Source organism: Roseomonas chloroacetimidivorans, from assembly GCF_049629625.1.
In the GTDB taxonomy this organism is placed as follows: Bacteria; Pseudomonadota; Alphaproteobacteria; order Acetobacterales; family Acetobacteraceae; genus Roseomonas; species Roseomonas chloroacetimidivorans.
Map to the genome: position 1 here is coordinate 22,036 of NZ_JBNBZS010000007.1, position 15,806 is coordinate 37,841.

At 68.8% G+C, this 15,806-nt stretch carries 13 protein-coding genes; 3 read left to right on the plus strand and 10 right to left on the minus strand.

The genetic code is table 11. The features are described from left to right. Positions 1-55: 55 nt before the first annotated feature. From ACO1BU_RS06155 to ACO1BU_RS06170, 4 genes are read right to left on the minus strand one after another with little or no spacing between them, the layout of a single operon-like run. Positions 56-1,042, minus strand: a complete 987-nt coding sequence (locus ACO1BU_RS06155) for a Bug family tripartite tricarboxylate transporter substrate binding protein (protein WP_424135041.1) — start codon at positions 1,040-1,042, stop codon at positions 56-58. Positions 1,043-1,074: 32 nt separating this feature from the next. Further along, the gene (locus ACO1BU_RS06160; protein WP_424135042.1) at positions 1,075-2,271 is read right to left on the minus strand and encodes a diaminopropionate ammonia-lyase; all 1,197 of its coding nucleotides are present in this window, start codon (positions 2,269-2,271) and stop codon (positions 1,075-1,077) included. A 39-nt stretch (positions 2,272-2,310) separates the two neighbouring features. Continuing rightward, on the minus strand, positions 2,311-2,607 hold the full coding sequence (locus ACO1BU_RS06165; protein WP_424135043.1) for a hypothetical protein: 297 nt from the start codon (positions 2,605-2,607) through the stop codon (positions 2,311-2,313). A 10-nt stretch (positions 2,608-2,617) separates the two neighbouring features. Beyond that, the gene (locus ACO1BU_RS06170; protein WP_424135044.1) at positions 2,618-3,805 is read right to left on the minus strand and encodes a M20 family metallopeptidase; all 1,188 of its coding nucleotides are present in this window, start codon (positions 3,803-3,805) and stop codon (positions 2,618-2,620) included. A gap of 85 nt (positions 3,806-3,890) precedes the next feature. Between ACO1BU_RS06170 and ACO1BU_RS06175 the strand changes: the two genes are divergently transcribed. Beyond that, positions 3,891-4,928: a Gfo/Idh/MocA family protein gene (locus ACO1BU_RS06175; protein ID WP_424135045.1), complete on the plus strand. Its 1,038-nt coding sequence runs from the start codon at positions 3,891-3,893 to the stop codon at positions 4,926-4,928. Positions 4,929-4,962: 34 nt separating this feature from the next. On the opposite strand, the gene ACO1BU_RS06180 is transcribed toward ACO1BU_RS06175, so the two are convergent. The 3 genes from ACO1BU_RS06180 to ACO1BU_RS06190 form a co-directional block, all read right to left on the minus strand. Next, the gene (locus tag ACO1BU_RS06180) at positions 4,963-6,360 is read right to left on the minus strand and encodes an amidase (protein WP_424135046.1); all 1,398 of its coding nucleotides are present in this window, start codon (positions 6,358-6,360) and stop codon (positions 4,963-4,965) included. A gap of 276 nt (positions 6,361-6,636) precedes the next feature. Beyond that, complete coding sequence (locus ACO1BU_RS06185; RefSeq protein WP_424135047.1) at positions 6,637-7,620, minus strand: Bug family tripartite tricarboxylate transporter substrate binding protein; 984 nt, start codon at positions 7,618-7,620, stop codon at positions 6,637-6,639. A 67-nt stretch (positions 7,621-7,687) separates the two neighbouring features. Continuing rightward, positions 7,688-9,316: a gamma-glutamyltransferase gene (locus ACO1BU_RS06190; protein WP_424135048.1), complete on the minus strand. Its 1,629-nt coding sequence runs from the start codon at positions 9,314-9,316 to the stop codon at positions 7,688-7,690. A 140-nt stretch (positions 9,317-9,456) separates the two neighbouring features. Between ACO1BU_RS06190 and ACO1BU_RS06195 the strand changes: the two genes are divergently transcribed. Together ACO1BU_RS06195 and ACO1BU_RS06200 are read left to right on the plus strand one after the other, a co-directional pair. Further along, complete coding sequence (locus ACO1BU_RS06195) at positions 9,457-11,601, plus strand: malate synthase G (RefSeq protein WP_424135049.1); 2,145 nt, start codon at positions 9,457-9,459, stop codon at positions 11,599-11,601. 271 nt (positions 11,602-11,872) lie between these two features. After that, positions 11,873-13,021, plus strand: a complete 1,149-nt coding sequence (locus ACO1BU_RS06200) for an OmpA family protein (RefSeq protein ID WP_424135050.1) — start codon at positions 11,873-11,875, stop codon at positions 13,019-13,021. A 386-nt stretch (positions 13,022-13,407) separates the two neighbouring features. Here the strand turns inward: ACO1BU_RS06200 and cysE are convergent, their stop codons facing one another. The 3 genes from cysE to ACO1BU_RS06215 are packed head-to-tail and all read right to left on the minus strand — an operon-like array spanning position 13,408 to position 15,681. Next, positions 13,408-14,043 carry a serine O-acetyltransferase gene (gene cysE, locus ACO1BU_RS06205; protein ID WP_424135051.1) on the minus strand — a complete coding sequence of 212 codons (636 nt, stop codon included), beginning with the start codon at positions 14,041-14,043 and terminating at the stop codon, positions 13,408-13,410. Continuing rightward, positions 14,040-15,035: a cysteine synthase A gene (locus tag ACO1BU_RS06210; protein WP_424135052.1), complete on the minus strand. Its 996-nt coding sequence runs from the start codon at positions 15,033-15,035 to the stop codon at positions 14,040-14,042. The genes cysE and ACO1BU_RS06210 overlap by 4 nt, the downstream gene beginning before the upstream one ends. Positions 15,036-15,042: 7 nt before the next feature. Continuing rightward, a complete protein-coding gene (locus ACO1BU_RS06215) occupies positions 15,043-15,681 on the minus strand; it encodes a peroxiredoxin (protein ID WP_424135053.1) in 639 nt (212 codons plus the stop codon). Positions 15,682-15,806 lie beyond the last annotated feature (125 nt).

The window sequence follows — 15,806 nt, forward strand, 5'->3', positions numbered from 1 at the left end:
AGGCAAAAAAGAGGCGGCGGGTTTCCACCCGCCGCCTTTTCGTTGGCGCGCCTGATCAGTCCGCCTTGATGCCGGCTGCCTTGATGATCGGCTCCCACTTGGCGATCTCGTCGTCCAGCCACTTCTTCGCCGTGGCCGGCGTGGTGTCGGAACGGGTCTCCAGCGTGAGGTCGGAGAGGCGCTGCTTCACGCTCTCCATCGCCATGACCTTGTTCGTCGCCGCATTGATTGCATTCACGATCGGCTCCGGCGTGCCCGCGGGCGCCAGGATCATGTGCCAGGTATAGGCCTCGTAGCCCGGCACGCCGGCCTCGTTGAAGGTCGGGATATTCGGCACTTGCGGGATACGGTGCGCGCCGGAAATGGCCAGCCCCTTCACCTCGCCGCGCGTGACGAAAGGCAGGGCCGAGTTCGCCACGTCCAGCATCATCGCCACTGTGCCGTTCAGCAGGTCCGGCATGGCCGCCGCCGAGCCGCGATAAGGCACGTGGTTCACCTTCAGTTCGCCGGCCTGACGCAGGAAGAGCTCCGTCGCCAGATGCAACGCCGCGCCATTGCCGGTGGAGGCATAGTCGTACTTGCCGGGATTTGCCCGGAGGAGCGCGATGAGCTCCGGCAGCGAATTCACGGGCAGGTCCTTGTTCACCATCATCAGCATCGGGATCACGCCCGTGAGCGCGACCGGTGTGAAGTCGCCGATGGGGTCGAAGGGCAGCTTGGGGAAGATCGACCGAAGGGCCGCATGGGCGATGGTGGTGTAGAGCAGCGTCTGCCCATCTTTCGGTGCCTTCGCCACGGCATCAGAGCCGACGACGACGCCGGCGCCCGTGCGGTTCTCCACGATCACGCGCTGGGGCAGCTGCTTGGAAAGTTCATCAGCGATAAGGCGGGCGGGCACGTCGGTCGGGCCGCCGGCGGCGAAAGGAACCACAAGGCGCACGGGCGCGGTGGGCCAGCTGGTCTGCGCGAGCACGGCGGGAGCGGCGAGCGGCGCGGCGGCAAGGCCCGCAGCCCCGGCGATAAGCGAGCGGCGCTGGATCATCAGAACTTATTCCCTAGCGAATGGATAAATCTTCACCCAAAGAGGGGTGCCGCGCCGGTCGTGTCAACGACCTGCGCGCTCACGAGCCGCTCATAAAGCTTGCGGTCCGTTGCACCCTCGGTTCCGAACAGCAGGACACGGCTCTCCGGTCCCAGCCCCAGCGGTCCTCTCGCGCCCGGTTCCCGCGCGGCCAGGGCCAGGGCGGCGAGCCCGGCCACGCCGCTTTCCCCCGCCTCGACCGGCGTCGCGCGATGCGCCAGGTGTCGCATGGCGGCGACCGCGGTCGAATCGGGAATGGCCATGAAGGCGAAGGCGGCGCGCTCCAGTTCCTGCCAGGCGAGCAGGCTCGGCGCCCCGCATGCGAGCCCGGCCATGATGGTGTCAAGTTCCCCCGCGATGGTGGTTGGCGTCCCGGCTTCGGCGCTGGCGAGCAGGCAGGCAGCCTTGTCCGGCTCCACGACGACCAGGCGTGGCCCGCGCCCATGGCGTGCCCGCAACGCCACCGAGACGGCGGCGGCAACGCCTCCTACCCCGCCTTGAATGAAAATATGGGTGGGCGGCGCAGGCAGCGCGTCCAGCGCCTCCTCCGCTATCAGGCGGTAGCCTTGCATGACCTCGCGCGGAACCTCGGTATAGCCGGGCCAGGAGGTGTCGGAGACGAGGAGCCACCCACCCTCCCGCGCCGCTACCTCAGAAGCGCGGACGGAATCATCGTAGTTGCCGGGCACCTCCCGGACCTCCGCCCCGAAGGCCTCCATGGCGGCCCGCCGCCCCTCACTCACCCCGGGATGGACGAAGATCACGCAGCGCGCGCCGAAGCGCCCGGCGCCCCAGGCGACACTGCGGCCGTGATTTCCATCCGTCGCGCAGGTGACGGTGATGGCGGAGGTTTCCGCCGCGAAGCGCCCGGACTCCAGATCGGCGGGCGAGGCATCCGCCGAGATCCCCCGCCGGGCCAGTTCCTGAGCCAGTACGCGGGAGACCGCATGAGCCCCGCCCAGCGCCTTGAAGGAGCCGAGGCCGAAGCGCGGCCCTTCGTCCTTGTAATGCACCGCCGCCAGCCCGAGCGCCGCCGCCACCTCCTCCAGCGCGAGGAGAGGCGTTGGCGCATAGCCCGGCCAGGCCGTGATCGCCGCCCGGGCCCGGCGCCAGCCGCCCTCGGGCAGGACGACAACGCCAGGCACGCCATGCCGCGGGTTCATAAAGAGACGGAAAGGATGGCCGGTCATGCGCCGCAAATGCCCTCGCCCCCGCCTGTGGGCAATCCGTTACCAGCAGAACAGCAGATCGATCAGCATCAACAGGTAGCCAAGGGCCATAACCACCAGCCCCAGGAAGATCAGCACAATCCCGACACCGTATTTCAGCGTGGCCACGCCGTAATCGAGGAGAAGCCGCCCGAAGGCCACGGTGTCGCGCCCTCCGGCGCAGCTCCGGCGCGGTTGGTCCGGGCGCGACTGCACCAGGGGTGTGGCCTCCGATCTTGCGCAGGCGGGCGACGGCCCCTGCCCCACCATGGCGAGCAGGAGCAGGGGCGCGGCGAGCGCCCGCAACCCGGCGTGCATGGACCGCGCCCTACAGCCCCGCCCGATCCAGCCGCAGGATGGCCCGCGCCAGGGCCTGGGCACGCGGCACCATGCTCGTCACCTCCAGATATTCCTCTGGACTATGTGCCTTGCCGCCCACGGGTCCGACCGCGCAGAGCGTCGGCGCCCCCACGGCCGCGGTGAAGCCGCTATCGGCACAACCGCCCGAGAAGTCGCCGGTAATGGCAAGCCCGCTCTCGGCCGCGGCCTCCTTGTACATTTCGAAGACGCGCGCGGCGGCCGGGGTCTGGGTCAGGGGCACGAACTCCCCACGGATGGTCAGCGAGGCGCGCGTGCCCGGCACATAGGATTTCGCGATGATCTCGTGGATCTTGGCCATGACCTCCTCGCGGTCCTCGGGCTGCACGTAGCGCAGGTCGATCTGCATCTCCGCACGCGGCGCGACCGTGTTCACGCTCTGCCCGCCGCTGACCAGGCCGACATTCAGCGTGATGCCACGTGCCAGGTCGGTCAGGGCGTGGATGGCGCGTACCTTCTCGGCCAGTTCGCCGATGGCGCTGATCCCGGCCTCGAAATTGCCGCCGGAATGGGCGGCGCGGCCCTCGATCTCCACGGCCATGAACACGCCGCCCTTGCGGCCCGTTACCACCCCGCCATTGGCGCGGCCGGGCTCGGAATTGAACACCACGCGGGCGCGCCGGGCCTCGGCCTCGATCACCGGGCGGCCCTCAGGCGATCCGATCTCCTCATCGCCGGTGAAGAGCGCGACCATCGGGCCGGGCGCGCCGCCCACGGCCTGGAAGGCGGCCATGACGAACATGTTCATCACCAGCCCCGCCTTCATATCGGCCACGCCCGGGCCATAGGCGATGCCGTTCTCCACCCGGAAAGGCCGGCGCTCCGGCTCGCCCTTCGGGAAAACGGTATCGCGATGGCCCATCAGCACGATGTTGCGGCGGGCATTGCCCTCGGCCCCGGCGCCATCCTCCCCGGCGATGGTGGCGCGCAGGCAGTCGCCGAAACGGGACTGCGGCAGGGTCTCCACGGGGATACCATGGGTCGCGAAGAAGGCCTTCACCTGCTCCCCCACCGCGTCGACGCCTGGCTTGTCATAGGAACCGCCATCGGTGTTCACCATGGCTTCCAGCAGGGCCAGCATCTCGTCCTGGCGGCCAGCCAGCCAGTCCAGCACACGGCTCTCGGTCGTGGGGCTCATCGGATCACTCCATCGCAGCGATGGCCCCGCATGAACCGGCCGCCTGGCAGGCGCAAGGGGCTGGCGCGGCGAGGCGCCTGCCGCCATGGTCCGCCGCCTTTGGAACGGGGAATTTCTGATCGTGCCTTCCACGCGTCCCGATACCGCCAGCCCGGATCAGGTCCGGCTGGGCATCGTCGGCTTCGGCATCATGGGGGAGCGCCTGCTGCGCGCGGCGCTGGAGCATGCCCCGGCCTCCCTGGCCATCGCAGGCGTCTGGGACCCCTCCCCGGCCGCCGCGGCCCGGCTATCCGCGATTGCTCCCGAGCTTCCGATGCTGCCCAACGCCCAGGCGGTGATCCAGGCCTGCGACTGCCTCTATGTGGCTGCTCCCCCCGCCGCCCATCTGCCGCTCGCCGAGGAAGCCTTCGCGGCCGGCCGTTCCGTGCTGCTGGAAAAGCCGCTCTCCCACGACACTGCCGCTTCCCGCGATTTTGTGGCCCGGGCCGAGGCGGCTGGGCAAAGGGCGGGGGTGAACTTCCCCATGGCCTCCTCCCCCGCCGTGGCGCAGTTGGCTGCCTGGCGAGATGAGGGCGTGGTCGGCATGCCTCGGGAACTTGCCATCGAGGTCGCCTTCGCCACTTGGCCCCGCGGCTGGCAGCATGATGCGGCAAGCTGGCTCTCCCGCCGGGCGGAGGGCGGCTTCACGCGGGAGGTGGTCTCCCATTTCCTCTTTCTCACCCGCCGGATGCTTGGCCCGCTGGTGCTGGAGGAAGCGCGCGCAACCTATCCCGGCGGCGATGCGGCAGAGACCGCCATCGAGGCCCGGCTGACTGCGGGGGGCATCCCCGTCACCCTCCGTGGCTCCGTCGGGACCACGGAGCGTGACGACACGAATAGCTGGACCCTGCGCGGCACGGCCGGCGCGGTCCGCCTTCGGGACTGGTCGATCGCGGAACGCGAGGCGCCCTCCGGCTGGGCCACAGCCCCGGATGCCCTGCCCAATGAGCGCATGCGGCCCCTGGTGCTGCGCGGGCAGATGGAGAAGGTCGTTGCCATGACGCGCGGCGCGCCCCAGACCCTGGCCACCTTGCGGGAAGCGCTGGAAGTCCAGGAAATCGTCGAGGCGATCCTGGCCGCCTGAGGGCGGGGCGCCGGGGACCGGCGCCCCTCCCCCTTCAGGCCATCGGATTGGCCTCGGGCATGGCCAGGGCCCGCTCCAGCGCCCGCGCGCCGCGCAGGCAGAGATCGTCCCGGCCTTGCGCCGCCACGATCTGCACAGCGCGCGGCATTCCCTCCTGGTCCAGCCCCGCCGGAAGGGCGATGGCGGGCTGGCGGGTCAGGTTCTGGGCAAAGGTCCAGGGCGCCCAGTCCCGCCACAGCGCCTCCGTGGGCTTCAGGGTGGGCTGGTCGGCGGCAAAGGCCGCGGTCGGCGTCGCGGCGGTCAACACGAGGTCGTAGCGCAGGTGGAAAAGGCTCATCTGGTGCGCGGCCTCCACCCGCAACGCATCCGCGTTCAGGAAGTCGATGGCGGAAAGCCCGCCCTCGCGGCGCGCCACCTCGGCGAGCCCGTCATCCAGCTCGCCACGCCGCGCTTCGGGGACTGAGGCGACGAGCTTCGCCAGGGCCACGCCCCAGACGCGGCCGAAAATGTGGCGGGTGTCCGGCAGATCCGGGTCCGCCTCCTCCACAAGGGCACCTTCGGCCCGCAGCGTCTCGGCGGCGCGCTGCAGGGCGGCCTCGCCATCCGCATCCAGCGGCGGCTCATAGCCCCAGCGGCGGACGAGGGCGATCCGCATCCCCTGCACCCCGTCCTCGATCCCCGCGCGCCACTCGCGCGGCTCATCGGGCAGGCAGAGCGGATCGCGCGCATCGGCGCGGGCGATGGCGTTCAGCATCAGCGCGGCATCGCGCACGCTCCGTGCCATGGGCCCGGCGCAGGCCACCGCGCTGAAGGCGCCGTGTGGCCATTGCGGGACGCGGCCATAGCTCGGCTTGAAGCCGACGATGCCGCAATAGGCTGCGGGAATGCGGATCGAGCCGCCCGCATCGGTGCCGATATGCAGCGCGCCGAAGGCCCCCGCCGCGGCCGCGGCGGCGCCGGAGGAGGAGCCGCCGGTGGTGCGCTTGAAATCCCAGGGATTGCGGGTGATGCCGTGCAGCGGGCAGTCGCCCGGCGTCTTCCAGCCGAATTCAGTGGTGGTGGTCTTGCCGATGATGACAGCGCCGGCCGACTTCAGCCCCATCACGGCCGGCGCATCCTCCGCCACCGGGCGCGGATCCGTGGTGCGGCTGCCCCGGCGCGTCGGGAAGCCCGCCATGTTCAGCAGGTCCTTCACCGTGCAGGGCACGCCGTCCAGCAGGCCCAGCGGGCGTCCGGCCATCCAGCGCGCCTCGCTCTCCCCAGCCTGGCGCAGCGCATGGGGGTTCATCACGGCGAAGGCGTTCACGGAGGGATTGTTCCGGGCCACGCGCTCGGTCACTGCCTTCAGCACCTCGACCGGGCTGAGCGCGCGGCGGGCATAGAGGGCGAGCAGCGTTTCCGCATTCATCAGCGCGGGATCAGTGGTGGTCATGCGGGTCCTGACGGCAGTATCCGGCGAGGATGGACCCGCCGGGCGAGCAGAGAAACCCCAGCCGTTGCACCGCACCGCCCGCGCAACGTCCGCCCGCCCGGCCCGGCAACTAAACAAGCCCTTCGGACCGGACGGAATGGATCTCCTCCGCCCCGATAACGAGGTAAGCAAGCCGGATTGCCGCCCCGGGACACTATGGCCTGACTTACCTCACCCATGACGCCCATGACCGCGCGGTGGATCACGCGCCGGGCCGAGGAGCGGGATCCTGCGCGGCTAGGAGACGGTGATCCCCGCCCCCTTGGCCACTGCGGTCCATTCCGAGGCGAATTTCGCGATCATGGCCGTATACTCGGGCCCGACCAGCGGCTTAGGCGGGGTGTAGGAGGCAAGATCGGCCATCTTCGCCTTGATCTCGGGCTGCGCGATGGCCGCCAGCACTGCCTCCCGCACTGTATCCGCCACTGCCGCGGGCAGCCCCCTGGGGCCGGAGATGCCGATCCAGGTGGTGGCGGTCAGGGCTGGCAGGCCCAGCTCGGCGAAGGTGGGTACTTCCGGCGTCGCCGGCACGCGCTCGGCCGAGGAGACGGCGAGTGCGAGCACCGTGCCGTCCTTGATCATCGCGACATTCGTGGTCAGCGGATCGAAGACGCTTTCGATATGACCGGCGAAGAGATCCTGCATGGCCGGGGCACTGCCGCGATATGGCACGTGGTCCAGCTTCGGCGCACGGGCCTCACGCGTCAGAACCTCTCCCATCAGATGGGTGATCGAGCCGATGCCGGAGGAGCCGTAGCGCGCGCCCGTGGTCCTCGCCTTGGTGATGAAGGAGTCGAGCGTCGGCGTGGCCGAGCCCTTGTTCACCATCAGCACATTCGCCGTGTCGCAGAGCATGGCGATATGCGTGAAGTCGCCCACGGGGTCGTAAGGCAGCGCGGGGTAGATGCCAGGCGCGATGCCGTGCGGCGAGGCATGGCTGATGACCAGCGTCTGCCCGTCCGGCGCCGCCTTGGCCGCCGCATCGGCGCCGATCGTGCCGCCGGCCCCCGGGCGGTTCTCCACCACCAAGGTTCCGCCCAGGTTCTGGCCAATGGCCGGCGCGACCAGCCGGGCAACCACATCGGCGAGCCCGCCGGGCGGGAAGGTGGCGATCAGGCGGATTGCTTGGCGCGGCTTCCAGGCGGATTGCGCGCGGACAATGGCCGGCATGGCCAGGCCGGCTGCGAGGCCGGACAGGAGAAGGGAACGTCGATGCGGCATAGGCGACCCCAGGGAAAGGCAGGGCCGGCGGCCCCGTCATTCCGCGGGTGTCGCAAAAGGCGTGCCGTCAGGCCTGCGCCGCCAACGCCGCCGACCAGGGCGACATCACGTCGGTGATCCCCGTCGCCGTACCGCCATCCCGCGCGATGAAGTTCGGGCAGGCGAAGTTCACCGGCAGAACGGCGTGTTCCACCACCTCCAGCCCGCCATCCTCTGCCAACCCGCCCAGCACGTCAGGCGCCAGGCGCCGGTCCGCCGTCACCCCGTCCGGGCCGGAAACGTCGATGCGGGGCGTATGCGCCGCCTCTTCCGGTCCCATGCCGAAGTCGAGCTGGAAGGCCAGCATCTGGCAGACGCTGGCCAGGATACGGCGCCCTCCGGAGGCACCGCCGGCCAGGATCGGCTGGGTGTCGTCGCCCGCGCGCGTCACCGTCACCGGACTCATATTGCAAAGCGGCCGCGCGCCGGGGCGGATGGCATTGGCACTGCCGGGCTGCGGGTCGAACCACATCATCCCGTTGTTCATCAGCACGCCCGTCCCCGGCAGCACCACGCGGCTACCCATGGAGGAGAGCAGCGTGGTGGTGACGGAAACCATCATCCCGTCCTTGTCGCAGACGGTCAGATGGGTGGTGCAGGTCTCAGCGTTCTCCTTCGCCCCGGCCCCAAGTCCCGCAAGGCGCTCCGCATAGGCGCCACGCATCGCCCTGGCGAAGCCACGATACCAGTCTGCGTCGAGGCCACCGGCGGTGGAGACGCGCTCCATCTCCGCGATGACCCGCGCCATAGTCGGCGCGGCGGTCAGGCCGCCCGCCGTGTGAATGGTGTGGGTGCCGCGCCAGGCGATCGGCATGGATTCCCGCACCACCGCGCGGCAGCCCGCGAGGTCCGCCGCATCGATGAAGCCCCCCACGGCCTTCATGTCCGCCACGAGGTCGGCCGCCAGCCCGCCCTCGTAGAAGTCGCGCAGCCCGTGGTCACGCAGCCGCGTCAGCGTGTCGGCCAGCTTGCCCTGCGGCAGGAAACCCGGCGCGCCCTGGTAGGGCGGGTTAGGTGGCAGCCCGTCCGGCAGGTAGATCCGCGCACTCTCCTCATAGAGCCGCAGCACTTTGGCCGAGGCGGAGATCTTCAGCAGCGTGTACCAATCCTGCGGCAGCCCGCGGCGGGCCAGTGCGATGGCCGGCCCGAGCAGCGCGTCCAGCCCCATCCCCGTCCCGAAGCGCTCCCGCAACAGGTCATAGCCTGCCACCGAGGAAGGGATAAGGAAGGAGAGCGGCCCGTGGATGTTCACGTCGCCCACCACCTCCGGCCAGGCGAAGAGGTCCTGCTTCCATTTTCCCGTCAGCGGATAGGCCGAGGGATCGACGTTGCGGGAGGCCACCGGTCCGAAATCCACGACCTGCGGCTTCGAGCCGGGCTTGTGAACCAGGGCGAAACCGATTCCGCCCAGGCCGCTGTTCCAGGGCTCGGCCGTCGCGAGGGCGAAAGCGGCCGCCACGGCCGCGTCGGCCGCGTTGCCACCGGCTTCGAGCACCGCCACCCCGGCCTCTGCCGCAGCGCGTGACTGGGAGGCGACGATGCCCCCGCTCCCCGAAGCCGCCGGCTTGCTCAGCGCCCAGTGCTGGCTGGTATGCGGTGGCGGCGCATAGGCCGCGAGCTCGGGCGTGGCAGTCCGGGAGGCATGAAGGTCGGGCATCGAGCACCTGCTGCGGGGCGGGGGCACGGAGCGTCGCGCCGGAGCCCCGCCCCGGCAAGAGCCGCTTCGGACCGATCCCCGTTTGCCCGATGCCCCGGGGCGGCTTATCTGGCCGGGCAAAGCCAGCTGGAGGATGCGGGATGGCCGGAACAGGAAGTATGGAGGTCGCGCCGATCCTCCGTCGCTTCATCGAGGAGGAGGCCCTGCCCGGCACGGGGGTAGAAGCTTCCGCCTTCTGGTCCGCCATGGAGCGGACCTTGCGCAACCTGGGGCCGAAGAATGCCGACCTGCTGGGCGAGCGCGACTCGCTCCAGGCCCGGATCGACGAATGGCACCGCGCCAACCCGACGCGCCCCGTGGACCGCGAGGCCTATGAGGCCTTCCTGCGTGGCATCGGCTACCTGCTCGATCCGCCGCCGCCCTTCCAGGTCACGACGGCAAATGTGGACGAGGAGATCGCCACCCTCGCCGGCCCGCAGCTCGTCGTGCCCGTGAACAACGCCCGCTACGCGCTGAATGCGGCCAATGCGCGCTGGGGCAGCCTTTATGACGCGCTCTACGGCACCGACGCCATCCCGCAGGAAGGCCCGCGCGCGTCGGGTTATGACGCGAAGCGCGGCGCCGCCGTGATCGAGCGCGCCCGCGCCGTGCTGGACGCCGCGGCGCCCCTGGCTTCCGGCAGCCATGCCTTTGCCACCTCCTACCGGGTCGAGGGCGGCCAGCTTCGCGTTCTGCAGGAGAGTGGTGCCAGCACCGGCCTGCGCGATCCGGCCCAGTTCCGCGGCTTCAATGGCACCGAGGATGAGCCGACCGCCATCCTGCTGGCGAAGAACGGGCTGCACCTCGAGATCGTGATCGACCGCCGCCATCCGATCGGCAAGACCGACAAGGCTGGAGTAGCGGACCTGGTGCTGGAGGCAGCGCTCTCCACGATCATGGATGCCGAGGATTCAGTGGCAGCAGTGGACGCCGAGGACAAGGTCGGCGTCTACCGCAACTGGCTTGGCCTGATGCGCGGCGACCTGGCTGCCAGTTTCGAGAAGGGCGGGCAGGTGCTGGAACGCCGCCTGAACCCTGACCGCACCTATACTGTGCCGGGCGGTGGCGAGGTCACCTTGCACGGCCGCTCCCTCATGCTGATCCGCAATGTCGGTCACCACATGATGACGGATGCGGTGAGGCTGGACGGTGCGGAGACGGCCGAGACGATCCTTGACGCCTATGTCACCTCGCTGATCGCGCTGCACGACCTGCGCGGCAAGCGGATGAACAGCCGCGCCGGCAGCGTCTACATTGTGAAGCCGAAGATGCACGGGCCCGCCGAGGTCGCCTGGGCAGTTCAGCTCTTTGGCGAGGTGGAGGACGCGCTTGGCCTCGAGCGCAACACGCTGAAGATGGGCATCATGGACGAGGAGCGGCGTACGACCGTCAACCTCGCCAACTGCATCATGATGGCGAAGGAGCGGGTGTTCTTCATCAATACCGGCTTCCTCGACCGTACGGGCGACGAGATCCACACCTCAATGGAGGCCGGCGCCGTCGTCCGCAAGAACGACATGCGCAAGGCGGCCTGGATCGCCGCCTATGAGGACAATAATGTCGATGTCGGCCTGGCCTGCGGGCTGCGCGGGCATGCGCAGATCGGCAAGGGCATGTGGGCGGCGCCAGACGCGATGGCCGCGATGCTGGAGCAAAAGATCGGGCATCCGAAGGCCGGCGCCAGCACGGCCTGGGTGCCCTCCCCGACCGCAGCCACGCTGCATGCGCTCCACTATCACCAAGTGGATGTGGCCGCGCGCCAGGCTGAACTCGCCGCAGGCGGGCCACGCGCGAAGCTGTCCGACCTGCTGACCGTTCCGCTGGCTGAAAACACGAATTGGTCGCCCGAGGACATCCAGGCGGAGTTGGACAATAACGCCCAGGGCATCCTCGGTTATGTGGTACGCTGGATCGACCAGGGGGTCGGCTGCTCCAAGGTGCCGGACATCCATGATGTCGGACTGATGGAGGACCGCGCAACGTTGCGCATTTCTGCCCAGCACATTACGAATTGGCTTCACCACGGGATCGTGAACCGCGCCCAGGTGGACGCGACTCTGCGTCGCATGGCCAAGGTGGTGGATAAGCAGAACGCGAACGACCCCGCCTATAAGCCCATGGCGCCGGACTATGATGGCGTGGCCTTCAAAGCGGCCTGCGACCTGATCTTCAAGGGTACGACCCAACCGAATGGCTACACCGAATTCATCCTCCACGCCCGGCGACGTGAGGCGAAGGCGGGGTAGCGGAAGCGGCGGGGCTGCAGCGCACCAGGAAGCGATGCGGGCCCGCCATGCCGCCGAAGGATGCAAAGGAGGCGAAACTGTGTGGCTCCGCCTCATTTTGCACTCGAAGCGAGCGTGGCGCAGAACTGAGGCATTTCTGCAACAGCAGAAAATTCCGAGGAAACCGCGCCCCGCAAGCCTCAACACAGGTGATTTCCGCGCGTTCGAACGTGACGCAACAACGAGCCCGGCTGAACCGCGGGTTTCGCCCCAGCACGAAGGATTTTTAATTATGTCGTTCCGCAAGGCACTGCTCGCCGCGACCACGCTGGCCCTGCCTCTGGCTCTCCCGGTCGCGGTCCAGGCCCAGCCCGTCACTGGCCTCTACATCGGCGCTGGCGCCGGCGTGAACTGGTTGCAGGATGCCAAGATCGCCGCCACCGGTCCCCTGGCCCAGGAGCTTCGCGCCGGCGGCATCAACCCCGGCGGTAAGGTCGGCTTCGAACCCGGCTGGGGCGTTGTCGCCAGCATCGGCTGGGGCTTCGGCAACGGCCTGCGCCTCGAGGTCGAGGGTAATTACCGTGAGAATGACGTGGACAAGATCCGCGGCTTCAACGGCATCACGACCAGCCGCGTCGAGGGCACCTCGCGTAGCTATGGCGTGATGGGCAATGTCCTCTACGACCTCGACCTCTCCCAGTGGGGCATGCCGAGCTACGTCCAGCCCTATATCGGTGCCGGCGTTGGCTATATCTGGCGTGAGTTCGACGATGTCGGCCTGAGCCTGCCCGGGTTCAGCAACGCCCGGATCCGCGACAGCGGCACTGATGGCCGCTTCGCCTATCAGGGCATCGCCGGCCTTGGCTTCCCGCTCACCCGCTTCGGCGTGCCCGGCCTGACGCTGACGACCGAGTACCGCTTCCTCGGCACGCTCGAGCACAGCATCGACACGACGAGCAGCGGCGGCAGCTTCACGGTGGGTCGTGGCGGCACCAAGTCCGAGAACTACAACCACTCCATCATGATCGGCCTGCGCTACGCGTTTAACCAGCCGCGTCCGGCCCCGGCCCCCATCGCTGCTCCGGCTCCGGCCGCTGCTGCTCCGGCTCCGGCCCGCACCTACCTGGTGTTCTTCGACTTCGACCGCGCTGACCTGACGGACCGCGCCCGCCAGATCATCGGCGAGGCCGCCCAGGCCGTGCAGAGCACCGGCACGACCCGCATCGAGGTGGCCGGCCATGCCGACCGCTCGGGCACGCCGCAGTACAACCAGCGCCTGTCCATGCGCCGCGCCGAGGCCGTTGCGGCCGAGCTCGCGCGCCGGGGCATCGCCCGCAATCAGATGTCGATCCAGGCCTTCGGCGAGAGCCGTCCGCTGGTCCCGACCGCCGATGGCGTGCGCGAGCCGCAGAACCGCCGCGTCGAGATCGTTCTGCGCTAATCCCGCAGGACCTCTCACGAGGTACAGAACGGGGCGGGGCCGAAAGGTCCCGCCCTTTTTCTACATACGGTGCCGCCGCTGTCACCGGCCGCGCAGGTTGCGGACCAGGCTTGGCTTCGCCTGGCAGATCAGGCCGTCAGCAACTTCGTCACCTCGGGCGCCGTGTCCAACGCCATGCGCCAGATCTCGCCCATGTCCGGCCGCAGCAGAATAAGGCTTTTGAGGACCAGGCCAGCCAAGTGAAGGCGCCCTAGGGCGGGACGTAGATAGGGCGCGGCTCGCCCTCCAGTTCACGCGTGCCGCGGATTTTTATGGTTTCGGCATTCACCGCGCTCAGCGCTCCGCCTCGACGGTTGCCGATATGGAGCACCCGGCCCTTTACGAGATCAGGCCCGGAGGGAAAGGCGCTCCCGGAGCGCTGCGATCTCGCTCTGAAGGGCGGCGATCTGCTCCGTCACCGGCTCCAAGGCGCCGGGCGAAATTCCATAACCAGCCGTCTGATCCGCGCATGGCTTCCCCGGCGGCCGGGCGGGAATGCCGACCACAGTGACGCCATCCGGCACCGGATCAACACAGACGGCATTCGCCCCCACCCGCGCGTTCCGCCCGATCACGATGGGGCCGAGCACCTGGGCGCCCGCACCGATGATCGCGCCGTCCAGCACCGTCGGATGGCGCTTGCCCGGCTTCGTCGTCAGCCCGCCCAGGGTAACGCCGTGATAGATCAGCACGTCGTCGCCGATCTCCGCCGTCTCGCCGATCACCACGCCCATGCCGTGGTCGATGAAAAGGCGTCGTCCGATCCGGGCGCCCGGATGGATCTCGATCCCCGTCAGGAAGCGCGAGAAATGGGAGACGCAACGTGCCGGTGCGCGGAAGCCGGCGCGCCAGAGCCGGTGGGCCAGCCGGTGCCAGACCACCGCATGCAGCCCGGCATAACAGAGGATCGATTCCGCGAAAGTCGGCCGCGCTGGGTCGCGCGCCCGGATGCTCCGCGCGATCTCCAGCGCCTCGCCGATCATGCCAGCCAGGGCGGCACTGGCAGGTTCCGCTCGCGCAGGAAGGTCGGGTTGAACAGCTTGGACTGATAGCGCGCGCCACTATCGCAGAGCACGGTGACCACCGTGTGCCCGGGCCCGAGCGACTTCGCGACCTGGATGGCCGCTGCCACATTGATCCCGCTCGACCCGCCGACGCTCAGCCCCTCCTCCTGCAAGAGGGCGAAGCACTGCTCCAGCGCCTCGGGATCGGAGACGCGCACCGCGTCGTCGATCGGCGCCCCCTCCAAATTACCCGGCACCTTGCTGGCCTGTCCGATGCCCTCGGTGATCGAGTTTCCTTCGGCCGAGACGGTGCCGGTCTTCACCCAGGAATAGAGGCCGGATCCGTAGGGATCAGCCAGCACGATCCTCACGCCTGGGTTCTTCGCCTTCAGCGCGCGCGCCGTGCCGGCGAGGGTGCCGCCCGTGCCGCAGGCGCAGGTGAAAGCATCGACCTTGCCGTCCGTCTGGTCCCAGATCTCCAGCCCCGTCGTCATCTCATGCGCCATGGCGTTCGCAAGATTGCCGAACTGGTTAGCCCAGACCGCGCCCATTTCCTCCGCGAGCCGGCGGGAGAAGTTCACGTAGTGGCCGGGATCGGCGAGCGGCTTCGGATCGACCAGCCGCAGGTCGGCACCGATCATGCGCAGGAAATCCAGCTTCTCCTGGCTCTGCGTACGCGGCACCACGATGACCGACTTCCACCCCCGCGCGTTCGCTGCGAGCGCCAGGCCGATGCCGGTGTTTCCGGCCGTTCCCTCCACCACTGTCCCGGGCTGGAAGGGGGTGAGGAGGCCGCGTTGTACGGCCTCCCCCAGGATGCCGATGGCGGCACGGTCCTTCACGCTGCCGCCGGGGTTCATGAACTCGGCCTTGGCGAGGATCTCGCAACCCGTCTCCTCCGAGGCACGGCGGAGCCGGATCAGCGGCGTATTTCCGACCGCATCCCAGAAGTCGGTGGCAACGGAGGTCATCAGGAGTTCAGGTCCATTCCAGGTGATCGACCCAGCGCAGATAGGGCTTCTCGGCTGTGAAGCCTTGCGGGAAGTGCTCCTTCGCGTCCTCGTCCGAGAGATTTCCCGCGACAATCATGCGGTCGCCCGGCTTCCAGTTCACCGGCGTCGCTACCTTGTGCTTGTCGGTCAGTTGCAGGCTGTCGATCACCCGCAGGATCTCGTCGAAATTACGCCCGGCGCTGGGCGGATAGATTAGCATCAGGCGGATCTTCTTCTTCGGATCGATCACGAAAACCGTCCGCACCGTCACGGCCGCATCCGCCTCGGGATGGATCATGCCGTACAGATTGGCCACCTTCTTGTCGGGGTCGGAGATCATCGGGAAGTTCACCGCAGTGCCCTGCGTCTCCTCGATGTCGGCGTTCCATCCCTCGTGCCGGTCCAGCGTATCAACGGACAGGCCGATCACCTTGACGCCGCGGCGATCGAATTCGGGCTTCAGCTTGGCGGCGTAGCCCAGTTCCGTCGTGCAGACGGGCGTGTAGTCCTTCGGATGGCTGAAGATCACACCCCAGGAATCACCAAGCCATTCATGGAAGCGGATGCGACCCTGGGTCGTCTCAGCCTCGAAATCGGGGGCGGTCTGCCCGAGTTGCAGCGTCATGTGACAGTCCTCCATGTTATGGCTATTTCACGACGCTAGCACGGGGTAGAAGGGGGTTCCACCCACGGCTGACGCGGTTCTGGACGTCCTCAGAGGGCATGTCGGCAGCCGCCGCCCGCCTGCCA